The organism is Streptomyces sp. NPDC103540 (assembly GCF_055584445.1).
Map to the genome: position 1 here is coordinate 678,406 of NZ_JBVJMA010000001.1, position 26,661 is coordinate 705,066.

At 72.3% G+C, this 26,661-nt stretch carries 18 protein-coding genes; 2 read left to right on the forward strand and 16 right to left on the reverse strand.

Annotated elements, in window-relative coordinates:
- The first annotated feature begins 145 nt into the window (after nt 1-145).
- The gene (locus tag ACZ6ZI_RS03070; RefSeq protein WP_469515004.1) at nt 146-3,016 is read left to right on the forward strand and encodes a bifunctional glycosyltransferase/CDP-glycerol:glycerophosphate glycerophosphotransferase; all 2,871 of its coding nucleotides are present in this window, start codon (nt 146-148) and stop codon (nt 3,014-3,016) included.
- On the forward strand, nt 3,013-4,185 hold the full coding sequence (locus ACZ6ZI_RS03075; RefSeq protein WP_469515007.1) for a glycosyltransferase: 1,173 nt from the start codon (nt 3,013-3,015) through the stop codon (nt 4,183-4,185). The genes ACZ6ZI_RS03070 and ACZ6ZI_RS03075 overlap by 4 nt, the downstream gene beginning before the upstream one ends.
- Nucleotides 4,186-4,254: 69 nt before the next feature.
- Here the strand turns inward: ACZ6ZI_RS03075 and galE are convergent, their stop codons facing one another.
- From galE to ndk, 16 genes are all read right to left on the reverse strand, one after another.
- Complete coding sequence (galE, locus tag ACZ6ZI_RS03080; RefSeq protein ID WP_469515010.1) at nt 4,255-5,235, reverse strand: UDP-glucose 4-epimerase GalE; 981 nt, start codon at nt 5,233-5,235, stop codon at nt 4,255-4,257.
- A gap of 16 nt (nt 5,236-5,251) precedes the next feature.
- Nucleotides 5,252-6,880, reverse strand: a complete 1,629-nt coding sequence (locus ACZ6ZI_RS03085) for a glycosyltransferase family 2 protein (RefSeq protein WP_469515013.1) — start codon at nt 6,878-6,880, stop codon at nt 5,252-5,254.
- Between the two features lie 142 nt (nt 6,881-7,022).
- Nucleotides 7,023-8,468, reverse strand: a complete 1,446-nt coding sequence (gene obgE / locus ACZ6ZI_RS03090; RefSeq protein WP_363061298.1) for a GTPase ObgE — start codon at nt 8,466-8,468, stop codon at nt 7,023-7,025.
- Between the two features lie 176 nt (nt 8,469-8,644).
- A complete protein-coding gene (rpmA, locus tag ACZ6ZI_RS03095; RefSeq protein WP_030027134.1) occupies nt 8,645-8,899 on the reverse strand; it encodes a 50S ribosomal protein L27 in 255 nt (84 codons plus the stop codon).
- A gap of 13 nt (nt 8,900-8,912) precedes the next feature.
- A complete protein-coding gene (rplU, locus tag ACZ6ZI_RS03100; protein ID WP_030159347.1) occupies nt 8,913-9,233 on the reverse strand; it encodes a 50S ribosomal protein L21 in 321 nt (106 codons plus the stop codon).
- Nucleotides 9,234-9,514: 281 nt separating this feature from the next.
- Nucleotides 9,515-13,636 carry an Rne/Rng family ribonuclease gene (locus ACZ6ZI_RS03105; RefSeq protein ID WP_469515018.1) on the reverse strand — a complete coding sequence of 1,374 codons (4,122 nt, stop codon included), beginning with the start codon at nt 13,634-13,636 and terminating at the stop codon, nt 9,515-9,517.
- A 234-nt stretch (nt 13,637-13,870) separates the two neighbouring features.
- Nucleotides 13,871-14,650 carry a TIGR03936 family radical SAM-associated protein gene (locus ACZ6ZI_RS03110; protein ID WP_469515828.1) on the reverse strand — a complete coding sequence of 260 codons (780 nt, stop codon included), beginning with the start codon at nt 14,648-14,650 and terminating at the stop codon, nt 13,871-13,873.
- 124 nt (nt 14,651-14,774) lie between these two features.
- Nucleotides 14,775-15,806 carry a hypothetical protein gene (locus ACZ6ZI_RS03115; RefSeq protein WP_469515021.1) on the reverse strand — a complete coding sequence of 344 codons (1,032 nt, stop codon included), beginning with the start codon at nt 15,804-15,806 and terminating at the stop codon, nt 14,775-14,777.
- 117 nt (nt 15,807-15,923) lie between these two features.
- Nucleotides 15,924-17,849 carry a TIGR03960 family B12-binding radical SAM protein gene (locus tag ACZ6ZI_RS03120; RefSeq protein WP_469515024.1) on the reverse strand — a complete coding sequence of 642 codons (1,926 nt, stop codon included), beginning with the start codon at nt 17,847-17,849 and terminating at the stop codon, nt 15,924-15,926.
- A 72-nt stretch (nt 17,850-17,921) separates the two neighbouring features.
- Nucleotides 17,922-19,442: a CYTH and CHAD domain-containing protein gene (locus ACZ6ZI_RS03125; RefSeq protein WP_469515027.1), complete on the reverse strand. Its 1,521-nt coding sequence runs from the start codon at nt 19,440-19,442 to the stop codon at nt 17,922-17,924.
- 160 nt (nt 19,443-19,602) lie between these two features.
- Nucleotides 19,603-20,802, reverse strand: a complete 1,200-nt coding sequence (gene rodA / locus ACZ6ZI_RS03130; protein WP_363063916.1) for a rod shape-determining protein RodA — start codon at nt 20,800-20,802, stop codon at nt 19,603-19,605.
- A gap of 9 nt (nt 20,803-20,811) precedes the next feature.
- Nucleotides 20,812-22,977 (reverse strand): penicillin-binding protein 2, encoded by a 2,166-nt coding sequence (gene mrdA, locus ACZ6ZI_RS03135; protein ID WP_469515030.1) that lies wholly within the window; start codon nt 22,975-22,977, stop codon nt 20,812-20,814.
- Nucleotides 22,978-22,993: 16 nt separating this feature from the next.
- Nucleotides 22,994-23,689 (reverse strand): rod shape-determining protein MreD, encoded by a 696-nt coding sequence (mreD, locus tag ACZ6ZI_RS03140; protein ID WP_363063898.1) that lies wholly within the window; start codon nt 23,687-23,689, stop codon nt 22,994-22,996.
- Between the two features lie 12 nt (nt 23,690-23,701).
- Nucleotides 23,702-24,649 carry a rod shape-determining protein MreC gene (mreC, locus tag ACZ6ZI_RS03145; RefSeq protein ID WP_363063900.1) on the reverse strand — a complete coding sequence of 316 codons (948 nt, stop codon included), beginning with the start codon at nt 24,647-24,649 and terminating at the stop codon, nt 23,702-23,704.
- A gap of 167 nt (nt 24,650-24,816) precedes the next feature.
- The gene (locus tag ACZ6ZI_RS03150; protein ID WP_030008578.1) at nt 24,817-25,836 is read right to left on the reverse strand and encodes a rod shape-determining protein; all 1,020 of its coding nucleotides are present in this window, start codon (nt 25,834-25,836) and stop codon (nt 24,817-24,819) included.
- A gap of 316 nt (nt 25,837-26,152) precedes the next feature.
- Nucleotides 26,153-26,563: a nucleoside-diphosphate kinase gene (ndk, locus tag ACZ6ZI_RS03155; protein WP_469515035.1), complete on the reverse strand. Its 411-nt coding sequence runs from the start codon at nt 26,561-26,563 to the stop codon at nt 26,153-26,155.
- Nucleotides 26,564-26,661: the final 98 nt, after the last annotated feature.

The window sequence follows — 26,661 nt, forward strand, 5'->3', positions numbered from 1 at the left end:
TGGGTCCGAACGGGTGATTGTCGGCGACCGGACCGGCCACTCACCTCTTCCTTAGAAGTATGCACGCCGGCGGTCGGCCTGCCCGAGTCGCGTGCGGCACACGGTAGCTTTGACTGGATAAGCGGAATGGAACGAAGGGATCGAGGTGCACGTGCCTGACGTCTCCGTGGTCGTCATCGTCTACAACGACGCAGAGCGTCTGCCGACAGCCGTCCGGTCGGTTTTGGACCAGACTTTGCGCGGGGTCGAAGTCGTGATCGTGGACGACTGCAGCAAGGACCGGTCCTTCGCGGTCGCCCAGGAGCTCGAAGCGGCCCATCCGGGCAGAGTGCGCGCCTTCAGGCTGCCCGAGAACAGCGGCGGTTGCGGGGCTCCCCGCAACCACGGCATCCGGCAGGCCACCGGCACCTACGTCATGTTCCTGGACAGTGACGACGTGCTGGAGCGCAACGCCTGCCGCAACATGCTGGCGACCGCCGAACGCACCGGGTCCGACCTGGTCTCCGGCATGTGCGTGCGCGTCCACCTGGACAACAGGTGGGGCAAGACGACCGAGTGGTACCCGTGGATCTACGCGCGCACCCGCACGCTGGAGTCGATCACCGAGTACCCGGACCTGCTGGTCTACGACACCCTCTCGACCAACAAGTGCTACCGCCGTGCCTTCCTCCTGGAACAGGGGCTGGAGTTCCCGGTCGGCATCCACTACGAGGACCTGCTCTTCTCGGCGCAGGCCTACGTCGCCGCCCGCCGCATCACCCTGATCCCGAACCACGTCTACTACTGGAACGTGGTCGAGAAGGCCGCCGACAAGTCGATCAGCAACCGGCGCCACGAGATCGCGAACTTCGTCCACCGGATGGAGATCCACCGCCGGGTCGACGAGCTGCTCGCGGCCAAGGGGCACACCGCGATCAAGTCCGCGAAGGACGCCAAGTTCCTCAAGCACGACCTGGTGCTGCACCTGCGTGACCTGCCGCTCCTCGGCGACGCCTACCGCCAGGAGTTCGCCCGCCTCGCCAACGGCTACCTGGCGGGCATCGACCCGGCGGCGTACGAGAACGTCAACCACCTCCAGGCGATCTGCGCCTACCTCCTGAGCAAGGAGGACTGGGACAACCTGATCCCGGCCGCCGACGCCATGACCAACCGGGGCCGGCTGTCCTCCCCCCTGGCGGAGCGCGACGGGCGCGTCTACTGGTGCGCCGCGCACCTCGACGACGCCGAGGGCCGCCGGATACTGGACGTCACCGACCAGGGCTTCCACACCACCCCGCTCGCCTCGCTGACCGTGGGCAACCGGCTGACCTCCTACGAGGACGACGGGCGCGGCACCGTCACCCTGTCCGGCGTCATCGTGAACCCCCTGGGCCGCATCCAGGAGGACACCGAGCTCAAGGCCACGCTCGAATTCCGGGCCCGCCGACAGATCGGGGTGCGTTCCTTCTCCTTCCCGGTGTCAAGCGTGCGCCACGCCGGTGACACCATCGAGTGGACCGCGACCGCCGACGTCGCGGGCACCGTACGCCCCCTCGGCATCATCGACGCCGTCTGGGACGTCCGCCTGAAGCTGACCGCCGGCGCGGACCGCGTGACGACCCGCGTCTCGGTCGGCGGCGTCGACCTGGAGAACGCCGCCCGCCTGCGCGTGCGCCCGCGCCTGACCCGGCTGGTCTCCGACCGCTTCGAGCCGGAGATGACCAAGAAGGGCAACCTCTCCTACGTCCTGGCCGCCGAGGGCTCCGCCGCCGTCCGCACCCAGACGCTCATCGGCAGCGCCATGCACGGCAAGGCGGCCGGCGTCGTCAAGCGCGGCCTGCGCCGGGCGCTGCGGGCCAAGCGCAACCTCGGCTCCGGCGAGCAGAAGGTGCAGGTCTACCACGAGGTCTTCTCGAAGCTGCCGATCAAGAAGGGCACGGTCGTCTTCGAGAGCCACATGGGCAAGCAGTACAGCGACAGCCCGAAGGCCATCCACGAGGAAATGGTGCGCCAGGGCGTGCCCTTCCAGGCGATCTGGTCCTACGCCGGCGCCAAGCCGACCGGCTTCCCCACCGACGCCACCCTCGTGCGCCGCTGGAGCTGGGCCTACCTGCGGGCGCTGGCACAGGCCGAGTACTGGGTCGACAACCAGGGCTTCCCGCTGGCGCTGACCAAGCGCCCCGGCACCACGTACATCCAGACGTGGCACGGCTCCGCCCTCAAGCGGATGGGCTTCCACGAGCCGCGCACCAAGGCGCAGGGCAAGGCCGGACAGGACCGCTTCCAGGCGGCCGTCGACCGCTTCGACCACTTCCTGATCCGCTCCGAACACGACACCCGCACCCTCGCCAAGGGCTTCCGACTGCGCGACGAGGTCCTGCTGCGCACCGGCTACCCGCGCAACGACGCCCTGGTCGCGGCGCACGCCGCCGAGGCGCAGAGCGGGGAGCGGGTGCGCGGACCGCTCGCCGCCGAGCTGGGCATCGACCCGGACAAGAAGGTGCTGCTGTACGCGCCCACCTTCCGGGCGGGCGCCGACGGCACCGTCGAGGGCTTCGAGTTCCCCTTCGACGTCGAGGAGTTCGCCGACCGGCTCGGCGACCGCTTCACCCTGCTGGTGCGCACGCACTACCTGAACAGCGTCTCGCTGCCGCCCTCGGTCGCGGGCCGGGTCCTCGACGTCTCCCGCCACCACGACATCACGCCGCTGCTGGCGCTCGCCGACGGGCTGATCACCGACTACTCGTCCGTGATGTTCGACTACGCGGTGCTGGACCGGCCGATGCTGTTCTTCGCGTACGACTACGAGAAGTACTCCACGGACATCCGCGGCACGTACTTCGACCTGAAGGAGAAGGCGCCCGGCCCGGTCGTGGCCACGGCCGACGAGCTGATGCAGGCCGTCGCGGCCTTCGACGAGGCCGACGCCAAGTACGCCGAGTCCCGTCAGCGCTTCCTCGCCGAGTTCGGCGAGTACGACCGCGGGGACGCCGCGCGTCGGATCGTCGAGAAGTTCTTCACCAGGAGCGGCAAGTGAGCCAGGAGACCGCCGGCGCGGGCGGCCGTGACATCTTCATCGTCTCCAACAGCGTGGACGAGCTCGGCGGCGTGACCACCTGGTCGCACCAGATGGCCCGGCTCTTCACCGACCGCGGCCACCGGGTGCGGCTCGTCGGCATCGCCCCCGTCGCCGACGAGCTGCGGCAGCGGCTGCCGGCCGACCTGCCGTACACGATGACCACCCTCTACGACACCCACCCGCCGAAGGCGCGCAGGCTGCACGGCATCAAGGGCCGCCTCAACGCCCCCGAGCGGCGCCGCCAGTCGGCCCGCCGGGCGCGGATGCGCGACAAGGCCGAGCAGCTCAGCGCCATACTGCGGGCGGCGGCGCCCGGCGGCGTGGTGATCGTCACCCAGGTGTGGGCGATGGAATGGGTCGCCCTCGCCGACACCAAGGGCCTGTCGGTGATCGGCATGAGCCACGAGTCCTTCGAGGCCAGCCAGAAGTCCACCCGGGGCGAGCGGGTCCGCCGCTTCTACCCCGAGGTCGACCGGCTGCTGGTGCTGACCCCGGAGGACGCCGACCTGTGGATCCGGGCCGGTATGGAGAACGTCGACAGCATGCCGAACCCGCTGCCGTTCATGCCGGACTCCCCCGCCCCGCGCACCGAGAAGGTCGTCGCGAGCATCGGCCGCCTCGCCTTCGAGAAGGGCATGGACCTGCTGCTCGACGCGTGGGCGGACGCCGTCCCGCACCACCCCGACTGGACCCTGCGGATCTACGGGGCGGGCGTCGAGGAGCCGACCCTGCGGGCCCACTGCGCCTCGCTCGGCCTGGACGAGTCCGTCGAGTGGATGGGCAGCACCGACGACGTCCTCGGCGCGCTGCGCGGGGCCTCCGTCTTCGCCCAGGCCTCCCGCGCGGAGGGCTTCCCCATCACCCTGCTGGAGGCGATGGCGGCCGGCCTGCCGGTGGCCGCGTTCGACTGCGCGCCCGGCGTGCGGGAGATCGTCCGCCACGGCGAGGACGGGCTGCTGGCCCGCCTCGGCAACACCATGGAGCTCGCCGCGCACCTGGACGCGCTCATGTCGGACGCGGACCTGCGCGACCGGCTCGGCGACACCGGCTTCGCGAGCGTGCGCCGCTACTCCAGCGCGGAGATCACCGACCGGTGGGAAGGGCTCTTCGCGTTCCTGGAGCGCTGAGGCACCACCCGTACGTGCGACCGCCCGCCCCGGAATCCGTTCCGGGGCGGGCGGTTTCGCGTACGGGGCTCAGCCGCGGCGGTTGGCCTGCCAGCCCGCCCACGCCGAGGTGATCATCTCGCGGACGTCGTGGCGCGCCTTCCAGCCCAGCTCGGAGGCGATCCGGTCGGCGGAGGCGACGACCTTCGCCGGGTCACCGGGGCGGCGCGGGGTCACGACGGGCGCGTGCGCGTGCCCGGTGCCCGCGTTCAGCAGCTCGACCATCTCCTTGACGGAGACGCCCTCGCCGCGCCCGATGTTGACGGTGAGGTCCTTGTACTCCCCGGCGGCGCCCCACTCGGCGAGCCGGCGGGCGGCCACCACGTGGGCCTCCGCCAGGTCCTCGACGTGGATGTAGTCGCGGATGCAGGTGCCGTCCGGGGTCGGGTAGTCGTCGCCGAAGATCCGGGCGCCCTCGCCGGCGTCGTAGCGCTCGAAGACCATGGGGACCAGGTTGAAGACCCCGGTGTCGGCCAGCTCGGGGGTGGCCGCGCCCGCGACGTTGAAGTAGCGCAGACAGGCGGTGGAGATGCCGTGGGCCTTCCCCGCCGCCCGCACCAGCCACTCGCCGGTGAGCTTCGTCTCCCCGTACGGGCTCAGCGGCGCGCACGGGGTCTCCTCGGTGACGAGGTCCACGTCCGGCATGCCGTACACGGAGGCGGAGGAGGAGAAGAGGAAGTTGCGCACGCCGGCCTTGGCCACCGCGCCCAGCAGGACCTGGAGGCCCTCCACGTTCTCGTGGTAGTAGTACAGCGGCTTCTCGACGGACTCGCCGACCTGCTTCTTGCCCGCGAGGTGCACCACGCCCGTGATGTGGTGGCGCTCGAAGGTCTCGTCGAGGGTCAGCCGGTCCAGGACCGAACCGATCACCAGCGGCACGCCCTCCGGAACGCGGTCCTCCCGGCCCGTGGAGAGGTCGTCCAGGACCACGACCCGCTCACCCGCCTGCAGCATCGCGCGGACGACGTGCGCGCCGATGTACCCGGCGCCACCGGTGATCAGAAATGTCATGCGTATCTCCCCAGCTCTAGCGTGACCTGCGCGTGCGGGCGCGGTCGAGACGGTTGCGTACGAAAGTCAGCGCGCCCTGGGCTCCGGGCGCGAGGCGTACCCCCAGCACGCCCGCGGCCGTCCGGTAGGGCTGCGCCAGCAGAACACCGTACCGGCTGCTGGGCAGCGCCCGTCGGCGGAGCAGTCCACCCGTGGGGCGCAGTGAGGTGAGCCGGGAGCTCCCGTCGGCGCAGCGCACCTCCACCCGGACGTCCCAGGCCTGCATGCCGCGCAGGCCCCGGCGCCGGCCCACGGCGGCCAGCGCGGCGAGCCGGAAGGGCACCTCGGCGCTCCACCCGTCCCCGTCGGCGGCGGGCGCCAGCTCGACCGGCGGCAGCACGACGGGCTCGCCGCCGGCGCGCGGGGGGAAGCTCAGGCGTACGGTGGTCGGCCCGGCCCCGGCGAGACGCCCGTAGAGGTCGCGCACCCGCAGCCGTACGGCCGCTCCCCCGGCGGGCCCGGCGTCGACGGCGACGGGCAGCTCGGCCAGGGGCAGCGCGTCGAGCCCGTCCAGCGGGACCGGCAGGGCCTCGCTCCACACGGGCCGCCCGGCGGCGTCGCGCGCGTACGGCGGCGGCAGCCGGTCGGGCTCGGCTGCGAGGGCCCGCAGCCGGTCCACGTCGGCGGGCGGCACCGGGGCGGCGAGCAGCACCCGGGCGATCCAGCGGGCCCGGGCGGGAGCGGCCTCGACGTCGGCCCCGTCGAAGCCGGCGAGGTAGTCGCGGGTCAGGGCCCACCAGGCGGCCCGCCGCTCGGGGTCGGCGGACAGCTCGCGCAGGTACATCCGCAGGTCGTAGTCGAGGAACTTGACCCGGCAGGCGCGGCCCAGCTCCGGGGAGGCCGCCTCCAGGGTCGTGGCCGCGGTGCGGTGGGCCTCGACGCGGGAGCGCCAGTTGCCGACGTCGGCGCGGGCCAGGGAGATCGACACCTGGGCGGCGCGCCGCCGCACGTGCCAGACGTAGACGAGGTCGCCGATGACCGCGATGCGGGGCGCGGCGGCCAGGACCCGGGAGGTGAAGACGAAGTCCTCGTAGACGAACCGGCCGTCGGGGAAGCGGATCGCGTGCGCGTCCAGGAAGGCCCGCTCGTACAGCTTGTTGACGCAGAGGGTGTCCCGGACCAGCTCCGGCCGGTCCAGGGGCCGCTCGATGACCTCGCCGGGCGTGTAGAGGTCGGGCAGCCACGGCACGTCGCGGCCCTCGGGCAGCTCGCGCCGTACGCACGCCCCCACGGTGACCGGGGCGCGGTGGCGTTCGGCCGCCCGCACGAGGGCGGCCACGGCGCCGGCGGGCAGGACGTCGTCGCTGTCGAGGAAGAGGACGTACGGGGCGCGGGCGGCGGCGATCCCGTCGTTGCGCGGAGTGCCGCAGCCGCCGCTGTTCGACTCCCGGCGCACGACCCTCAGGCGCGGATGGGCCGCGGCCAACGCGTCCAGCACCTCGGCCGTACCGTCCGAGGAGGCGTCGTCCACCGCGATGACCTCGGCGACGACCGGCCCCTGGGCGAGGGCCGACGCGACGGCCTCGCCCACGAGCCCGGCGTCGTTGTACGCGATCACGACCACGGAGACGGCGGGGGTGTCACTGCTGGAATCGCTGCTGCTCACCCGAAGGATCCTAGGCGAACGGGGTAAGGCCGGCTTCAACACCGGGGCCGGTCCGGCACCGGGGCCGTTCGACGCCGGGGCCCACGGCGAACGGCGCCGCCCCCGAGGGGTCGGCGCCGTTCGCGCGGGGCACGGGAGCGGATCAGAAGGGACGGAACTCGTCGTACTCCTGCTGCGCGCTGTCGCCGCGGCGCGCTTCCTTCTCCTTGCGGCGCTGCGTGGCCGGACGCGGAGCCTCCATGCGGTGGTCCTCACCGCGACGGCCCAGCATCTCGGCGCCGGCCATCATGGTCGGCTCCCAGTCGAAGACGACCGCGTTCTCGTCGGAGCCGATGGCCACGCCGTCGCCGGCGCGGGCACCGGCCTTCTTCAGCGCGTCCTCGACGCCGAGGCGGTTGAGGCGGTCGGCGAGGTAGCCCACGGCCTCGTCGTTGTTGAAGTCGGTCTGGCGCACCCAGCGCTCCGGCTTCTCGCCGCGCACCGTGTACACGTCCTCGACCTCGTCGTAGGTGACGGTGAAGCCGGCGTCGTCCACGGCCTTCGGGCGGATGACGATGCGGGTCGCCTCCTGCTTGGGCTTGCGGGAGCGGGCCTTCGCGACGACCTCCGCGAGGAAGTACGACAGCTCCTTGAGGCCCGTACGGGCGACCGCGGAGACCTCGAACACCTTGTAGCCGCGGGCCTCCAGGTCCGGGCGGACCATGTCCGCGAGGTCCTGGCCGTCGGGGATGTCGACCTTGTTGAGGACGACGAGGCGGGGGCGCTTCTCCAGACCGCCGCCGTAGATCTTGAGCTCTTCCTCGATCACGTCGAGGTCGGCCACCGGGTCGCGGTCGGTCTCCAGGGTGGCGGTGTCCAGGACGTGCACGAGGACCGAGCAGCGCTCGACGTGGCGCAGGAACTCCAGGCCGAGGCCCTTGCCCTGGCTGGCGCCGGGGATCAGGCCGGGGACGTCGGCGATCGTGTAGACGGTCGAGCCGGCGGTGACGACGCCCAGGTTCGGGACGAGGGTGGTGAAGGGGTAGTCCGCGATCTTCGGCTTGGCGGCGGACAGCACCGAGATCAGCGAGGACTTGCCGGCGCTCGGGAAGCCGACGAGCGCCACGTCGGCGACGGTCTTGAGCTCCAGGACGATGTCGCCGGTCGTACCGGGGACGCCGAGGAGCGCGAAGCCGGGGGCCTTGCGGCGGGCGGAGGCCAGCGCCGCGTTGCCGAGACCGCCGCGGCCGCCCTCGGCGGCGACGTAGGTGGTGCCCTGGCCGACGAGGTCGGCGAGGACGTTGCCCTGCTTGTCGAGGACGACGGTGCCGTCCGGCACGGGCAGGACCAGGTCCTGGCCGTCCTTGCCGGAGCGGTTGCCGCCCTCGCCGGGCTTGCCGTTGGTGGCCTTGCGGTGCGGGCTGTGGTGGTAGTCCAACAGGGTGGTGACCGCCTGCTCCACCACCAGGATGACGTCGCCGCCACGGCCGCCGTTGCCGCCGTCGGGGCCGCCGAGCGGCTTGAACTTCTCCCGGTGAACGGAGGCGCAGCCGTGGCCTCCGTTACCCGCGGCGACGTGCAGCTCGACGCGGTCCACGAAGGTGGTCATGGTTGTTCCTCCAGATACATACGGGAATGTCCCGGGCAGGCCTTGCTGCCCATTAAACGTGCCTGAGCGTGTATATGTGCCAACGCGCCGAGGGCGGACCTCTCTTCCCGGCTCGCGCCGGGAAGAGTTGAGATCCGCCCTCGGGAAGTTACGTACCGCTGTTCAGCAGGAGCTGATCAGGCGGCCGGAACGATGTTGACGACCTTGCGGCCACGGTGCGTGCCGAACTGCACGGCACCGGCCTGCAGCGCGAACAGCGTGTCGTCGCCACCACGACCGACACCCGAACCCGGGTGGAAGTGGGTGCCGCGCTGGCGGACGAGGATCTCGCCGGCGGAAACGACCTGACCGCCGAAGCGCTTCACGCCGAGCCGCTGAGCGTTGGAATCGCGCCCGTTCCGGGTGGACGATGCGCCCTTCTTGTGTGCCATGTCTCAGTCCCTCTTACTTCGCAGCCGTGGGGATACCGGTGACCTTGATCGCCGTGTACTGCTGGCGGTGACCCTGGCGACGGCGGTAGCCGGTCTTGTTCTTGTAGCGCAGGATGTCGATCTTGGCGCCCTTGTGGTGGTCCACGATCTCGGCCTGAACCTTGATCCCGGCCAGCACCCACGGGTCGCTGGTCACGGCGTCGCCGTCGACAACGAGCAGGGTCGAGAGCTCGACCGTGTCGCCAACCTTGGCAGTGGAAATCTTGTCAACCTCAACGATGTCGCCGACAGCAACCTTGTGCTGGCGACCACCGCTGCGCACGATGGCGTACACGCGGATCTCTCTCTCACTCGGGACGGATGCTCCTGAAGCCAGCCGCTCACGCGGGCCGAAGCCCACGGTGATCCGGAATTGGACGAGCGGCCTCTCCCGTGCCCGGTCCGCTTGCGCGGGCGGTGCGGGAGGAAGGTGCTCAGGAGCGCGACGCACGCTGAACGGGTAATCGTTCAAGACACGCCGACGGTCTAGGTTACGGGGCCGGTTCCGGAGGGTCAAACCGGGCCCCGCGGGGCCGTGGACCCCGCCCGGAGGCGGGGTCCACGGACACGGGACGGTCAGGCCTCGGTCGGAGCCGTGACGGACGGAGCGCTCTGCTCCGCCGCCGCGGTCTTCTTCGTGGCCCGCTTCGCCGTGGTCTTCTTGGCCGTCGCCTTCTTGGCGACGGTCTTCTTGGCGGCCGCCGCCTTCTTGGCGGGGGCCTTCTTCGCCGCGGTGGTCGCCTTCTTGGCCGGGGCCTTGCGGGCGGCCTTCTTGGCCGGGGCGGCGGGCTCCTCGGCGACGGCCTCGTCGGCCTTCGCCTCGTCCGCCTTCGCCTCGGCCTGCTCGGTCTCGACCGCGGGGGCCTCGACGACCACGACGGCGGCCTCCGCTGCGCCCGCCGGAGCGGTGGCCTTGCGGACGGCGCGACGGCGCGGACGCGCCGGGGCGGCCTCCACGACGGGCTCCGGCTCGGCGACGACCTCCGCGACGGCCTCCACGACCGGCTCGGGCTCGACAACCGCCTCGACGACCGGCTCCGGCTCGACGACGGCCGGCGCGACCGGCTCCGGCGCCGCAGTCGGCTCCACGACCGCGGCGGTGGCCTTGCGGGTCGCCCGGCGACGGGTACGGCCCTTCGGCGCGGCCTCCTCGACCGGGGCGGCCGGCTCGGCCTCCGCGACGGCCGGGGCGACCGGCTCGGCCACGGGCTCCACCACGGCGGGCGCCTCGACAGCGGCCTCGGCGACGAACTCGGCGGCCGGCTCCAGGACCGTGTCGGCCGGCTCGGTCACCGGCTCGGCCTCGGCGGGAGCCGGGGCCTCGGCCCGGGCGGCCGGCGCGGTACGGGCCGCACCGCGCGGGGCGCCCGCCGGAGCGGTGGCCTTGCGGGTGGCGCGGCGACGGTTGCGACGTCCGCTGATGCCGGCGGCGGCCTCGGCCTCGGCGGGGCTGCCGTACAGCTCCTCGCCGGGGACGAACTCCGGCTCCGGGAGGGCGCGCGGCGCGGCGATCTCCGCGGCCACCTCGGCCTCGGTCTCCGCCTCGACCTCGAACGCGTCGGTCTCGACGGTCTCGATCGCCTCGACCTCGTGCTCGTGCTCCGCGGCACGACCGCCGCGACGCTTGGCGCGCTTGCCGTTGCCGCCGCCACCGATCGCGGTCGGGGTCTCCATGTGCACGATGACACCGCGACCGTTGCAGTGGACGCAGGTCTCGGAGAAGGACTCCAGCAGGCCCTGGCCCACCCGCTTGCGGGTCATCTGGACCAGGCCCAGCGAGGTGACCTCGGCCACCTGGTGCTTGGTGCGGTCGCGGCCCAGGCACTCCAGCATCCGCCGCAGGACCAGGTCGCGGTTGGACTCCAGGACCATGTCGATGAAGTCGATGACGACGATGCCGCCCAGGTCGCGCAGCCGCAGCTGGCGCACGATCTCCTCGGCCGCCTCCAGGTTGTTCCTGGTGACGGTCTCCTCGAGGTTGCCGCCCTGACCGGTGAACTTGCCGGTGTTGACGTCGATGACGATCATCGCCTCGGTCTTGTCGATCACAAGCGAGCCGCCCGAGGGCAGCCACACCTTGCGGTCGAGCGCCTTGGCGAGCTGCTCGTCGATCCGGTACGTCGCGAAGACGTCGACCTCGGAGGTCCAGCGCGACAGCCGGTCGGCCAGGTCCGGGGCCACGTGGTTCACGTAGCCGTGGATGGTCTCCCAGGCGGTGTCACCGCTGACGATGACCTTCGAGAAGTCCTCGTTGAAGATGTCGCGCACGACGCGGACGGTCATGTCCGGCTCGCCGTACAGCAGGCTCGGCGAAGAGGTCGTGATCTGCTTCGACTTCTTCTGGATGTCCTCCCACTGGGCCTGGAGGCGCTCGACGTCGCGACGCAGCTCGTCCTCGCTCGCGCCCTCGGCGGCGGTGCGCACGATGACGCCCGCGTCCTCGGGGACGATCTTCTTGAGGATGGTCTTCAGGCGCGCGCGCTCGGTGTCGGGCAGCTTGCGGCTGATGCCGGTCATGGAGCCCTCGGGCACGTAGACCAGGTAGCGGCCGGGCAGCGAGACCTGGCTCGTCAGGCGGGCGCCCTTGTGGCCGATCGGGTCCTTGGTGACCTGCACCAGGACCGACTGGCCGGACTTGAGGGCGGACTCGATGCGGCGCGGCCCGTTGGCCATGCCGAGCGCCTCGAAGTTGACCTCACCGGCGTACAGGACCGCGTTGCGGCCCTTGCCGATGTCGATGAAGGCGGCCTCCATCGACGGCAGCACGTTCTGGACCTTGCCCAGGTAGACGTTGCCGACGTACGAGGTGGCCTCTTCCTTGTTGACGTAGTGCTCGACGAGCACGTTGTCCTCGAGGACACCGATCTGGGTGCGTTCGCCGGACTGGCGCACGACCATCACGCGCTCGACGGCCTCACGACGGGCCAGGAACTCGGCCTCGGTGATGATCGGCACACGACGACGGCCCTGCTCACGGCCCTCGCGGCGGCGCTGCTTCTTCGCCTCCAGGCGGGTGGAGCCCTTGATGGACTGCACCTCGTCGGCCGGCTCGGCCTTCTCCCGGGCCGGGCGCGGCTCGCGGACCTTGACGACGGTGCGCACACCGTCCTCGTCGCCGGCCTCGGCGTCGACACCGGTGTCACCGCTGCGGCGGCGGCGGCGACGGCGGCGACGGCTGGAGGTGGAACCGAGGGCCTCCTCGGACTCCTCCTCCTCTTCCTCGTCGGCCTCGGACTCGGTGGCCTCGGCCTCGGCCTCGGCGTCCTCGTCGGCGGACTCGTCGAGGTCGGCGGACTCACCGCGACGGCGACGACGGCCACCGCGACGGCGGCGGCGCGAGGGGCGCTCGCCCGACTCGTCGGCCTCGTCCTCGTCGAGCTCGGCCTCCTGCTCCTCTTCCACGGCCTCGACGTCGGCCAGGGACACGGGCGCGGCCGGCGCGGCGGGAGCGGCGGCCTCGACGGCGCCGCGGCGACGGCGGCGACGGCCGGCCGGGCGGTCCTCGACGACCGGGGCCTGGGCCTCGACCTCGACGTCCTGCTCGACCTCTTCCTCCTCGGCCTCCTCCGCGCGCACCGCGGCGGCGGCGGCCGCGGCGGCGAGGGCGGCGGTCTCCGGGGTCTGGAACATCGGCTCGGTGAAGACCGGGGCCTGGAAGACGGCGACGGCGGGACGCGCGGCGCGGCGGGCGCCGCGCGCCGGGGCGGCGGGCGCCTCCGCCTCGGCGGCCGGACGCTCGGCGGCGGCCGGGGCGGTGGTGGTGCGGGTGGCGCGGCGGCGGCCGCCGCGCTTCGGGGAGTCGACGGCGTCGGCGACGGTGACGGAGCGCTTGGCGGGGGCGGCGGGCGCCTCCTCCCGGACGGTCTCCTCGACGACCGGCGCGGCCTCCACGACGGGCGCGGCCTCGACCACGGCGGCCGGAGCCGCCACGGCACGGGTGGCACGACGACGGGCACGCGGAGCCGGAGCGGCGACCGGGGCCTCCTCCTCCACCTCGGCGGCGACGGGCGCGGCCTCCACGACGGGTGCGGCCTCCACGACCGGTGCGGCCTCGACCACGGCGGCCGGAGCCGCCACGGCACGGGTGGCACGACGACGCGCACGCGGAGCCGGAGCGGCGGCGGGCGCCTCCTCCTCGACGGTCTCCTCGACCACCGGAGCGGCCTCCACGACGGGCGCGGCCTCGACCACGGCGGCCGGAGCCGCCACGGCACGAGTGGCACGACGACGCGCACGCGGAGCCGGAGCGGCGACGGGCGCCTCCTCCTCCACCTCGGCGGCGGCCGGGGCGGCGGGCGTCTCGGAAGCGGTGGCGGCGCGGGTGGCGCGACGGCGGGTGCGCGGGGCGGGGGCGGCGGGCGCCTCCTCGGCCGCGGGCGCGGGCTCGGCGGCGGCCGGGGCCGGGTCCGGGGCGCTCTCCACGACGACGGCGGCGGCCGGGGCGGCGGCGGGCGCGGCGGGGGCGGTCACGGCGCGGGTGGCGCGGCGGCGGGCGCGGGGCGCGGGTGCGGCCGGGGCCTCCTCGGCCACGGGCGCGGGCTCGGCGGCGGCGGGGGCCTGCGCGGGCGCCGCCTCGGCGACGCCGCCGGGGGGTCCGGCCGGCCGGGAGGCGGCGCGGCGACGCCTGCGCGGGGGCAGGTTGTCGCTGGGGCTGCCACTGTCGGCGGCGGGGGTGTTGTCGTTTTCGGTGTTGGGCATGCGGGCGGTTCTCCCGTCACGCTCCCGGGCGCCGCGGCTGACGTCCGGTCCGGCGCGGCCCCGCGCGAGGAGCGCGGAGCCGGCCTCCGGGGCGCGTTCGCCACACGGGAGCTGTAGTCCATGGCCGCCGGTTCCGTACGTGTTGTCCGTACGGCCTGGCGGAAGTCTTCAGGTCTGTGCGCTGCCCGACCCAGGTGGCTCCCGAGTGCCAGGGCGGCGCGACGACGACGATCCCTACGCGGCGGGACCTTCCGGCGCCTTCGCGTCGGCTGTCGCGGCGGCCGTGGGTGGGGCGGCCGTGACTGCCTCGCGGTCGGGCGCGAGCGGGTCGGTCACCGTGCCGGACTCCTCGTCGAAGAGCCCCTGCGCCAGCCTGGTCACCGCTGCGGGGACCGGCGGCGCCAGGTCGGCCACAGCTTGGAGACCGGACAGGACGTCGTCGGGTCGCACGGCAGGTGTCAAATGCCGAACAACCAGCCGCAGTATCGCACAGGCATTGTCCAGGGGCCTATCAGCCTGCGCGGGAAGCGCTTCCAGGCTGACGACGGCCCCGCGGGTGTCGAAGGTCCGCATGCCGTTCTTGGTGCGGCGTTGGACCTCGACGGTCTCGGCGGCGAGGAAGGTCTCGACGGCCGCGGCGGCGTCGGCGCCCTCCACTCCCTCCAGGCGCAGTTCCCAGACGGAGGCGGTGAGGCGGTCGGCGAGGCCCGAGGTGCGGGCCTCGACGGCGTCGACGATGTCGAGGCCGAGCGGCATCGACTCGTCGAGCAGGGCGCGGAGCTTCGCGGGGTCGCGGGGCTCGGCGAGGGCGATCTCCAGGTACTCGGCCTCGCTGCCGGTGCCGGTGGGCGCGGCGTTCGCGTACGAGACCCGGGGGTGCGGGGTGAAGCCGGCCGAGTACGCCATGGGCACCTCGGCGCGGCGCAGGGCGCGCTCGAAGGCGCGCTGGAAGTCCCGGTGGCTGGTGAACCGGAGGCGGCCACGCTTGGTGTAGCGCAGTCGGATGCGCTGCACCACCGGTGCGGGAGGCGGGCCTTCGGGCTGTCGCTTGCCCAGTGGTTCTTCTCCTTGTGCGGGGCGGCGCGCTCGCGCGTCGCCCTGAGGTCTGGGGGCCGGCGGGCTCCGCCCGGCCTCCGGCTCACCCCCGCCGTGCGGGCGGGGAGATCTCGGGAGCGGGCGTGGGGCCTGCGGCTGTCGTACTACCCAGACTACGCGCCCGTGACCTCGCCGGTTCCCGGGGCGGGGTGCCGAACAGGGCCCGTCGCACCTCGGCGCGGGCGTCGCGGACGGCGGCGCGTGCCGTCCGCCACACCTCACGTACGACATGTCCGACAGGGGTGGCGACCCGCCGGTACGCCCAGGCGGCCGGCCGGGCGACGCAGCCGCGCCACAGCCATCGCAGTCCGCGCCCGAGCGCCCGGGTGAGCCGGCCGGCGAGGCGCCAGGCCCCGACGAGGAGGTGGACGAGGGGCAGGAGCACCCATCGGTACAGGAGTTCGAGCGGCGGCCCGAGGACGTACCGCCACAGGGCGGTCATCAGCCACAGCAGTCCCCTGCCGGTCGGTACGGCGACGTACCGCCACAGGCCGCTCGCCAGCCACAGCAACCCACGGCCCGTCGGCGCGACCACGTGCTTCCAGAGCGCGACCCACGGCCAGACGAACACGGCGGCGAACATCCTGGGCAGCAGCCACCTCAGCCCGTGCCCGAGCGGGGTGAGCACCTGCCGGTGGAGCCGGGCGAGGGGGCGCAGGAGGAGCAGGCGCAGCAGCCATCCGCCGCCGGATCCGAGGGGGAGGAGGACGTGGCGGCCGAAGGCGCGGATCACCCGGGAGAGTCCCCGGCCGACGGGGCGCAGCACCCGGCGGTGGAGGGCGGAGGCGGCGGGGGCGACGACGTGGCGCCACAGCGCGACCCACGGCCGGTGGAGGACGAGGAGCAGGAGGGGGCGCAGCAGCCGGTGCCACAGCCGACCCAGCAGCCAGGACAGCGCCGCGCCGGCGGGGCCCAGGACGTGGCGGTGCACGGCGCGGGCGGCTGCGACGAGGAGGTCCCAGACCACCCGTACGGGGAGGACCACCAGCACGGCGACGATCTTGATCGGCACCCGGAGCACGCCGACCAGGCACCCCTCACCACCGGGCGCGGGCCGCGCCTTCTCGATTCCCATGTGGACAAGGACACCAGAACGGCGCGTTCCGTTGCACCGCCCGGTGACGAGCCCGCGCACGCGACGAGCCCCCCGCCGCGTGCGCGGTGGGGGGCTCGTCGGGAATGCGGCGCGTCGCTACTTCACGACCGACAACGGCAGGAGCTTCTTGCCGGTGGGGCCGATCTGGATCTGCGTGTCCATCTGGGGGCAGACGCCGCAGTCGAAGCACGGGGTCCAGCGGCAGTCCTCGACCTCGGTCTCGTCGAGGGCGTCCTGCCAGTCCTCCCAGAGCCAGTCCTTGTCGAGGCCGGAGTCGAGGTGGTCCCAGGGCAGGACCTCCTCGTAGGTGCGCTCGCGGGTGGTGTACCAGGCGACGTCGACTCCGTGGCCGGGCAGCGTCTTCTCGGCGGCCTGCATCCAGCGGTCGTACGAGAAGTGCTCGCGCCAGCCGTCGAAGCGGCCGCCGGACTCGTAGACGGCGCGGATGACGTCGCCGATGCGGCGGTCGCCGCGCGAGAGGAGGCCCTCGACGATGCCGGGCTTGCCGTCGTGGTAGCGGAAGCCGATGGAGCGCCCGTACTTCTTGTCCCCGCGGATCTTGTCGCGGAGCTTGGCGAGGCGGGCGTCCGTCTCCTCGGCGCTGAGCTGCGGCGCCCACTGGAAGGGGGTGTGCGGCTTGGGGACGAATCCACCGATCGAGACCGTGCAGCGGATGTCGTTCTGGCCGGAGACCTCGCGACCCTTGGCGATGACGTTGACGGCCATGTCGCCGATCTGGAGGACGTCCTCGTCGGTCTCGGTCGGCAGGCCGCACATGAAGTACAGCTTCACCTGGCGCCAGCCGTTGCCGTAGGCGGTGGCGACGGTGCGGATCAGGTCCTCTTCCGAGACCATCTTGTTGATGACCTTGCGCATGCGCTCGGAGCCGCCCTCGGGGGCGAAGGTCAGGCCGGAGCGGCGACCGTTGCGGGTCAGCTCGTTGGCCAGGTCCACGTTGAAGGCGTCCACGCGGGTCGACGGCAGGGACAGGCCCACCTTGTCGTCGGTGTAGCGGTCCGCGAGGCCCTTGGCGATGTCGGCGATCTCGGTGTGGTCCGCGGAGGACAGCGACAGGAGGCCGACCTCCTCGAAGCCGGTCGCCTTCAGACCCTTCTCGACCATCTCGCCGATGCCGGTGATGCTTCGCTCCCGCACGGGGCGCGTGATCATGCCGGCCTGGCAGAAACGGCAGCCGCGGGTGCAGCCGCGGAAGATCTCCACGGACATCCGCTCGTGGACGGTCTCGGCGAGCGGGACCAGGGGCTGCTTGGGGTAGGGCCACTCGTCGAGGTCCATGACGGTGTGCTTGGAGACGCGCCACGGAACGCCGGAGCGGTTGGGCACGACGCGGCCGATGCGGCCGTCCTCCAGGTACTCCACGTCGTAGAAGCCCGGCACGTAGACGCCACCGGTCTTCGCGAGGCGTAGCAGGACCTCCTCGCGCCCGCCGGGGCGGCCCTCGGCCTTCCAGGCGCGGATGATCTCGGTCATGTCGAGGACGGCCTGCTCGCCGTCGCCGATGACCGCGCAGTCGATGAAGTCCGCGATCGGCTCGGGGTTGAACGCCGCGTGTCCGCCCGCGAGGACGATGGGGTGGTCGACCGTGCGGTCCTTGGACTCCAGCGGGATGCCCGCGAGGTCCAGCGCCGTGAGCATGTTCGTGTAGCCGAGCTCGGTGGAGAAGGAGAGCCCGAAGACGTCGAAGGAGCCGACCGGACGGTGCGAGTCGACGGTGAACTGGGGCACCTTGTGCTCGCGCATCAGTTCTTCGAGGTCGGGCCAGACCGAGTAGGTGCGCTCGGCCAGGACGCCCTCGCGCTCGTTGAGCACCTCGTAGAGGATCATGACGCCCTGGTTGGGGAGCCCGACCTCGTAGGCGTCCGGGTACATGAGCGCCCAGCGGACGTCACAGGACTCCCACGGCTTCACGGTGGAGTTGAGTTCACCACCGACGTACTGGATGGGCTTCTGCACATGCGGGAGCAGAGCTTCGAGCTGTGGGAAGACCGACTCGGACATCACGCGACTTTCGTGAAGCGGGCAGGGGGCGACTCTCTAGCGTACCCCGAGGGTCGCCGGCCCCCTCCCACGTGATCATTCCGGGGCCGCCCGCCCCGCCTTGGCGCGGGCCTTGGCCCAGACGTGCGGAAGTCGCCGCTCCAGGTCCGTGGTCAGGGCGGTCTCGCGGCCGTGGAGCACGCCCCAGGTGAAGCCGGACTCCCCGGCCGCTTCGGCCTCGATCGCCAGTGCGAGCAGGGCCTCCCGGGCGACGACGCCGTCGCGGTGCTCACCGAGCAGGGTCTGCACCTTCTTGGCGGCCTTGCCCAGGCGCCGGGCGGGTTTGCCGAGGGCGGGGGTGGCGGCCTCCGCCGCGTACCGGGCCCGCTTGGCGGCCTTGCGGGCCTCGTGCAGGGCCGTCTCACGGGCCTCGCCCGCCTCCATGGCCAGGGCGGCGGCGACGCGGTCGGCGAGTCGGTTCCAGTCGCGCAGCAGCGTCTTCGGCAGGACGCGCCGGGCGGGCCGGTGGGCGGCGGCGCGCAGCGGGGGGTCGGCGATGAGGGCGTCGAGGGTGTCGAGGAGTCGCAGGTGGCGGGGGTCGTCGAGGGCGGCGAGGGCCCGGGGGCGGGTCTCGGCGCGGCGGGTGGCGTTCCAGGTGCCCACCCGGGCGCGGACGGGGCCGACGCACAGGGCGCGCGGGAGTTCCCCGAGGCGGGTGCCCAGCCGTTCGAGGAGGACCTCGCGGTCCCGGTCGGCGCCGAGTTCACCGGCGAGCAGCCGCAGTTCGGCGCGGATCGGGTCGGTGGCGGCGCGGTCCAGGACCCGGCGGTGGGTGGCGAGCGCGCTGCGCAGCCGGCGGGTGGCGACGCGCATGCGGTGCACGGAGTCGGGCAGGTCGCGGCGCACGGCGGGGTCCTCGGCGACGAGGGCGTCGCGCTGTTCGCGCAGGTACGCCAACACGTGGGCGCCCGCCGTCCCGTCCGCGGGGCCGCGGCGCGGGCGCTCGGGCGCCCGCCCGCCGGTCTCGGCGAGGGCGCGGGCGAGCTTCGAGGGGGCGGCGGAGACCTTGAGCCCCGCCTTGCCGAACACCTTCTCGACGGCGTCGAGGAGGCCGGTGTCGACGCCCTCGGCGAGTTCGACCTCGACCTCGGTCCAGCCGGCGGTGGTGTCCTCGCGTTCCGCGGTGACGGCGTCGGTGCTCAGTTCGGCCAGGAGCGCGCCGTCGGCGTCGAGGAGGTGGCTGATCCGGCGGGAGGAGAGCAGCCGGACCCGGGGGCGCAGATCGGCGTCGCGGACCCGGGAGCGGACCAGGGCGGCGAGGGGGCCCGGCACGGTGTCGGAGAGGTCGGCCCGGACCTCGTCGCGGACGCCGGGGGCGACGGGGAGTTTGAGGTGCCAGCCGGCGTCCTCGCCGCCGGTGCGGCGGCGCAGGGTGATCCCGTCGGCGGCGAGTCGGTGGTCGACGGTGTCGTAGTAGACGGCGTCGAGTTCGGCGGTGCCCTGGTCCCGGACGGTCGCGACGCCGGCCGTGCCCGTCAGGTCCGGTACCCCGCGCCGCTCCGCCCCGGACTTCGTGAACTCGAATTTCCGCTCGATCTCGCGCTGCGTGTCCGCCATGGATCGAATCTAGTCCCGAACGGAGCACGTCGCCGGGCCGGACCGCGCGGACGGCCGGTTCGCGCCGGCGTGCGCGCCGGGTGGGGACGGCGACGGGGGCGGGCCGTGGCCCGCCCCCGCCCGTCCGCCCGTCGGCCCGTCGGCCCGTCGGCCCGTCGGCCTAAGCGCTTATCGGCCGTTGGACCCGGATCGACTGGAGCAGCCCGACGGCCACCCACACGGCGAACATCGACGAGCCTCCGTAGGACACGAACGGCAGCGGCAGACCGGCCACCGGCATGATCCCCAGGTTCATCCCGATGTTCTCGAAGGCCTGGAACGCGAACCAGGCGATGATCCCGGCGGCCACGATGGTGCCGTACAGCTCGGTGGTGGCGCGGGCGATCATGCAGGCGCGCCACAGGATCACCCCGAGCAGGCCGATGATCAGGATGCCGCCGGCGAAGCCGAGCTCCTCCCCCGCCACGGTGAACACGAAGTCGGTCTGCTGCTCCGGCACGAACTGTCCGGTGGTCTGCGGGCCCTTGAACAGGCCGGAGCCCATCAGGCCGCCGCCGCCGATCGCGATGCGGGCCTGGTTGGTGTTGTAGCCGGCGCCGGAGGGGTCGAGCGCGGGGTTGGCGAAGGCGGCGAAGCGGTTGATCTGGTATTGGTCGAGCACGCCCAGCTGCCAGATCAGGATCGCGCCGGCCGTCCCGGCGCCGATCAGCCCGAGCACCCAGCGGTTGGAGGCTCCGGACGCCAGCAGCACCCCGAGCACGATGACGACCATCACCATGACCGACCCGAGGTCGGGCATCAGCATGACGATGCCCATGGGCGCTGCGGCCAGGCACAGCGCCTTGACGACGGTCCGGTGCTCGGGATGCTCCAGGTCGCCCGCGTCCACCCGGGCCGCCAGCAGCATCGCCATCACCAGGATGATCGTGACCTTCACGAACTCCGAGGGCTGGAGCGAGAAGCCGCCGCCGACGACGATCCAGGCGTGGGCGCCGTTGATGGTGGCGCCGAGCGGGGTGAGCACGGCCGCGACCAGCACGAGCGAGAGTCCGTACAGGACGGGGACGGCGCCGCGCAGGTTGCGGTGGCCGAGCAGGACCGTCGCGATCATCAGGACCAGGCCGATGCCGGTGTTGAGCAGGTGGCGCCAGAGGAAGTACTGCGGGTCGCCCTGGTTGAGGTAGTCGCGGTGGCGGGTCGCGGACCACACCAGCAGGGCGCCGATGAGTGACAGTGCGAGGGCCGACAGCAGTATCGACCAGTCGAGTCGGCGCAGGACCGAGTCGCGGGCCGTCAGCCGGTTGAGCGGGCCCTTGCGGGGCGCGTACCGGGACACGGAGAACTTGTTGGCGGTCTGCATCATCACGTCTCAGTCATGCCGCAGGGGAGGCGGGCCGGCGAGCGCGGGGGGCGCCAGGTCCTCCGGGGACGGGGGCACGTACGGCTTGATCTCGGGGGCGTCGATGCTGCCGTCGGGGTGGACGGTGGGCAGCTTCGCCTCCGGCCGGGGCAGGAGGGCCTTGCCCGTGTCCTTCCCCTCCATGGTGAGGCCGTACATCGCGTTGTAGATGTTGCGCACGGCGGGACCCGAGGCGCCGGAGCCGGTGCCGCCCTGGGAGATCGTCATCACGATGGTGAAGTCGTCGGTGTAGGTCGCCAGCCAGGAGGTGGTCTGCTTGCCGTAGACCTGGGCGGTGCCGGTCTTGGCGCGCAGCGGGATCCGGTCCAGCGGCCAACCGCCGAACCGCCAGGCGGCGGTGCCGCCGGGTTCGACGACCATGCGCAGGCCCTTGTCGAGGTCCTTGACGGTCTTGGCGTCGACGGGCAGCCTGCCGTGGGCCGCGGGCTTGATCTCCTCGATCTTGCCGTCGGGGCTGACGACGGCCTTGCCGACGGTGGGGTTGTAGAGGGTGCCGCCGTTGCTGATCGCGGCGTAGGCGGTGGCCATCTGGATGGGGGTGACGAGGACGTCGCCCTGGCCGATGGCGAAGTTGATGCTGTCGTAGGCCTTCAGCTGGTTGCCTTCGAGGCAGCTCTCGTAGGCGATCTGCTCGACGTAGGTGCCGCCCTTCTTGCCCTGCTTGCACCAGGAGGCCTTGTTGGCCTCCCAGAAGCTCTGCTTCCAGTGGCGGTCGGGGATGCGGCCGGTGACCTCGTTGGGCAGGTCGATGCCGGTCTCGGAGCCGAGTCCGAACTCGCGGGCGGTGCGGTAGAACCAGTCGTGCGCGTCCTTCTTGGGCTCCAGGCCGCCGTCGTGCTGCCACTCCTTGTGGCCGAGGGCGTAGAAGACGGTGTTGCAGGAGAACTTGAGGGCCTCGCCGAGGGTGATCGGGCCGTGCCCCTGGGACTCGAAGTTCGCGAAGCTGCGGCCGCCCATGCTGTAGGAGGCGCTGCAGTTGTACTTGTCGTTGAAGGGGTAGCCGGCGCGCACGGCGGCGCTCGCGGAGACGACCTTGAAGATGGAGCCCGCGGGGGCCTGGCCCTGGATGGCGCGGTTGAGCAGCGGGTAGTTGGAGTCCTTGCTGGTGAGGCGGGCGTAGTCCTGGCCGGAGATGCCGCCGACCCAGGCGTTGGGGTCGTAGTCGGGCTGGGAGGCCATGGCGACGACGCGGCCGGTCTTGGTCTCCATGACGACGACGGCGCCGGAGTCGGCCTCGTACTTGCGTCCGGTGATGTTGTCGGTCTCGTTGCGGACGGCCTTCATGGCCTGCTGGAGCTCGTACTCGGCGACGGCCTGGACGCGGGCGTCGATGCTGGTGACGAGCGTGGATCCGGCGACGCCCGGGTCCGACTTCGTCTGGTCCATGACGCGTCCGAGGTTGTCGACCTCGTACGAGGTGACCTGCGCCTTGCCCCGCAGCTGCCGGTCGTACGTGCGCTCGATGCCGGAGCGGCCGACCTGGTCGGAGCGCAGGTGCGGCGAGTCGCTGTCCTTGGCCTTCTGGATCTCGTCGTCGGTGACGGGCGAGAGGTAGCCGAGGACCTGCGCGATGCGGGCGCCGCCGGGCGCGGGGTAGCGGCGTACGGCGGTGGGTTCGGCGGTGATGCCGGGGAAGTCCTCGGGGCGTTCGCGGATCTGGAGGGCCTGCTGGGTGGTGGCTTCCAGGGTGACCGGGATCGGCTGGTAGGGGGAGCCGTTCCAGCAGGGCTTGGGGGTCTTGGAGTCGCAGAGCCGGACCTTGTCCATGACGTCCTGCGGCTTCATGTCCAGGACGCCGGCGAGGCGGGTCAGGACCTCTTTGCCCCGGTCCTTTATCCGCATCAGTTCCGTGCGGGACGCGGAGACCACGAGACGGGTCTCGTTGTCGGCGAGCGGGACCCCGCGGGCGTCGAGGACGGCCCCGCGCACGGCGGGCTGCACCACCCGCTGGACGTGGTTGTTGCGGGCCGCGTCGGCGTACTCGTGGCCGTTGCGGATCTGGAGGTACCAGAGCCGGCCACCGAGGGTGAACAGCAGGGAGAAGACGAGGATCTGGATGATGGCGAGCCGGATCTGCACCCGGGGGGTGCGGCCGGTCTCGGGAATGTTGGTCATGCCTCGTGCTCCCCCGTCACAGCTTCCTGACGCTCTTCACGCCTTTGACGCCCTTTATGCGGCCGGCCCGGTTGGCCCGCAGCCGGCTGCTCTTCATGCGCAGGCCGCCCCGCTGGCTGCCGATCCGCAGCCCCGTGCCGCCGGCCAGCCAACCGGAGGACACGTCCTTGCCCTGGGGCGGACCGCCGCCGGCCTCCACCGCCATCGGGTCGTTCTCGGCCCGTCGGGCGAGGGCCATGATGAACGGCACCGTGAAGGGGGCCAGCAGCAGGTCGTAGAGGGTGGCGGTGAACACCAGCCCGGTCAGGCCCACGTGCCGGGCGGCGGTGTCGCCGACGAGGGCGCCCACCCCGGCGTAGAGGAGGGTGGAGCCGATCGCGGCGGCCACGACGGTCAGCATCGGGCCCCAGGCGGAGCGGAAGCGCCCGTTGTCGGGGCGGACGAGGCCGACGAGGTAGCCGATCAGGCACAGGACGAGCGCGTACCGCCCGGCGGCGTGGTCGGCGGGCGGTGCCAGGTCCGTCAGGAGGCCCGCGCCGAAGCCGATGAGGGCGCCGCCGAGGTGTCCGTAGACCAGGGCGAGCGCGACGACGGTCAGCAGGACGAGGTCGGGGACGGCGCCCGGGAGCTGGAGCCGTCCGAGGACGGCGACCTGGATGACGAGGGCGACCACGACCAGCGTGGCCGACAGCAGAATCCGGTTGAAGCGCATGATCGTCGGCCCCTACTCGTCTTCCGGCTTGGCGGGCGCGCCGGCCGACGCCGACGGGGTCACCGTGACGGTGACCGTCGGGGTCGGCTTGGGCCCTTCGGGCTTGGGCGGCAGGACGGCGTCGCGCGGGTCCTCGCGTGGGGGCATGACCACCACGCCGACGATGTCCAGGCGGGAGAACCCGACGAAGGGGCGGACCCAGACGGTGCGGGTCAGATCGCCCCGCACGGGTTCGATCTTGACGATCTCTCCGATCGGGACGCCGGGCACGAAGGGCTTGTTGCCGCGCGAACCGAAGGTCACGAGCCGGTCCCCCGGGTTGATCCGCGCCCGGCCGTTGAGCATCTGCACCGACAGGGCGCGGTCGCCCTGTCCGGTGGCGAAGCCGAGTTCGCCGGTCTTCTCCAGGCGGGTGCCGACGGTGAAGTCCGGGTCGTTGGCGAGGACCACGGTCGCGGTGTCGGGGCCGACGGTGGCGACGCGGCCGACGAGTCCGTCGCCGTTGAGGACGGTCATGTCCCGCTCGATGCCGTCCTTGCTGCCCGCGTCGATGGTGACGGTCCAGGAGAAGCCCTGGGCCGCTCCTATGGCGATGACCTCCGCGCCCTTGATGCCGTACTGGCCGGCGCCGGCGCGCTTGAGCATCTCGTCGAGCTCGCGGATGCGGTTGCGGGTCTGGTCGTCACTGCCCAGCTTGGTCTTCAGCGCCGTGTTCTCGCGCTCCAGGACCGCGATCCGGCTGTGGCGCCCGCCGGAGTCGCGTACCGCCCCTATGGCGTGGGCGACCGGGTCCACGGCCGTGGCCACGCCCTTCTCGACGGGGCCGAAGACCGCCGCGGCGGCCTGCCGGGCACCGTCCACCGGCGACTGCTCTCCCGCCCTGATGTCCACCGTGATCAACGCGAACGCGATGGCGATCAGCAGTACCAGGAGCAGCCGGCTCTCTCGTGTGTCCCTCACGTGCGGCGGCCGTGCCTTCCTCGTAGAAACCGTGCGGCGGAGCCGCTCCGACGGGAGCCGGGTTTCCGTCCGGACTGTGCCTGTATATCAACGATCCGCCGCACCGGCGCGCTAGCACCCGTACGGCGGATCCTTGTGTTCCGCATGCCCCGTTCGTGGGGTTTCGCTCACCGTCGGGGCTGGGCGTCCAGGACCTGCTGGAGGGCTTCGAACTCCTCGACGCACTTGCCGGAGCCGAGGGCCACGGAGTCCAGGGGGTCCTCCGCGATGTGGATCGGCATGCCGGTCTCCCGGCGCAGGCGTTCGTCGAGACCGCGCAGCAGGGCGCCGCCGCCGGTCAGCACGATGCCCCGGTCCATGATGTCGCCGGAGAGCTCCGGCGGGCACTTGTCGAGGGTGGTCTTGACGGCGTCGACGATGGAGTTGACCGGCTCCTCGATGGCCTTGCGCACCTCGGCGGCCGAGATGACGACGGTCTTCGGGAGGCCGGAGACGAGGTCACGGCCGCGGATCTCGGTGTGCTCGTCCTTGTCGAGGTCGTACGCCGACCCGATCGTGATCTTGATCTGCTCGGCGGTGCGTTCGCCGAGGAGGAGCGAGTACTCCTTCTTGATGTGCTGGATGATCGCGTTGTCCAGCTCGTCGCCGGCGACGCGGATGGACTGCGCCGTGACGATTCCGCCGAGGGAGATGACGGCGACCTCGGTGGTGCCGCCGCCGATGTCCACGACCATGTTGCCGGTGGCCTCGTGGACGGGCAGGCCCGAGCCGATGGCGGCGGCCATGGGCTCCTCGATGATGTGCACCTGGCGGGCGCCGGCCTGCGTGGACGCCTCGATGACGGCGCGGCGCTCCACTCCCGTGATGCCGGAGGGCACGCAGACCACCACGCGCGGGCGGGCCAGGTAGCGTCGCTTGTGGATCTTGAGGATGAAGTACCGGAGCATGCGCTCGGTGATCTCGAAGTCGGCGATCACGCCGTCCTTGAGCGGACGGACGGCGACGATGTTGCCGGGCGTTCGGCCGATCATCTTCTTCGCCTCGGATCCGACCGCGAGGATTCCACCGGTGTTCGTGTTGATGGCGACCACGGACGGCTCGTTCAGAACGATTCCCCGGCCCCTCACGTACACCAGCGTGTTGGCGGTCCCGAGGTCGATCGCCATGTCACGGCCGATGAACGACATGTTGTTCCCCTTGTTCCCCATGAGGAGCGTCTGGCCTTCCAGTTGATAGCGGCTGCTGTCAGGTCGGCGAGGTGGGTGTGTGGGTGGAGGCCCCATCGTAGTGCCGCAGGTACGGACATCGCGCGACGGGACTCCGGCAATCCCGCCGGAACGGATACCCGCCCCCTTAGTGGTGACGTCGTGTCCTGTCCTTGCGTTCCCGGTCGGCGGCCCCAATACCGAAGGGCGACCGAAATTACTTCGGTCGCCCCAGGTCATGAGCGCTATTTGGCTGATGTCTCGTCAGGAAAGAGCGCTCGGGAAGGCTCTCGGGGTACTAGAGGGCGGGGAAGAACAGCTTCAGCTCGCGCTCCGCCGACTCCTCGGAATCCGAGGCGTGGATCAGGTTCTCCCGGGTGATGGTGCCGAAGTCGCCGCGGATGGAACCGGGCGCGGCGGCGATCGGGTCGGTGGGTCCGGCGAGCTGTCGGACACCCTCGATCACGCGTTCCCCTTCCACCACCAGAGCGACGACGGGGCCGCTCGACATGAAGCCCATGAGGGGCTCGTAGAAGGGCCGACCCACGTGCTCGGCGTAGTGCTGCTCCAGGATGCTCCGGTCGAGCGTACGGAGCTCCAGCGCGGGGATGGTCCAGCCCGCCTTGCGCTCGAAGCGGCCGATGATCTCGCCCACCAGGCCACGCCTGACCGCGTCCGGCTTGAGCAGGACGAGCGTGCGCTGGGTCATGTTGTAACTCCTTGCGGCAAACGGGTGCGGTTACCCGAGGCTACAGGGGTCGGACAGGGCCGACGCGCGAACCCCTGGGCCCCGCCGCGGCGGGGAGC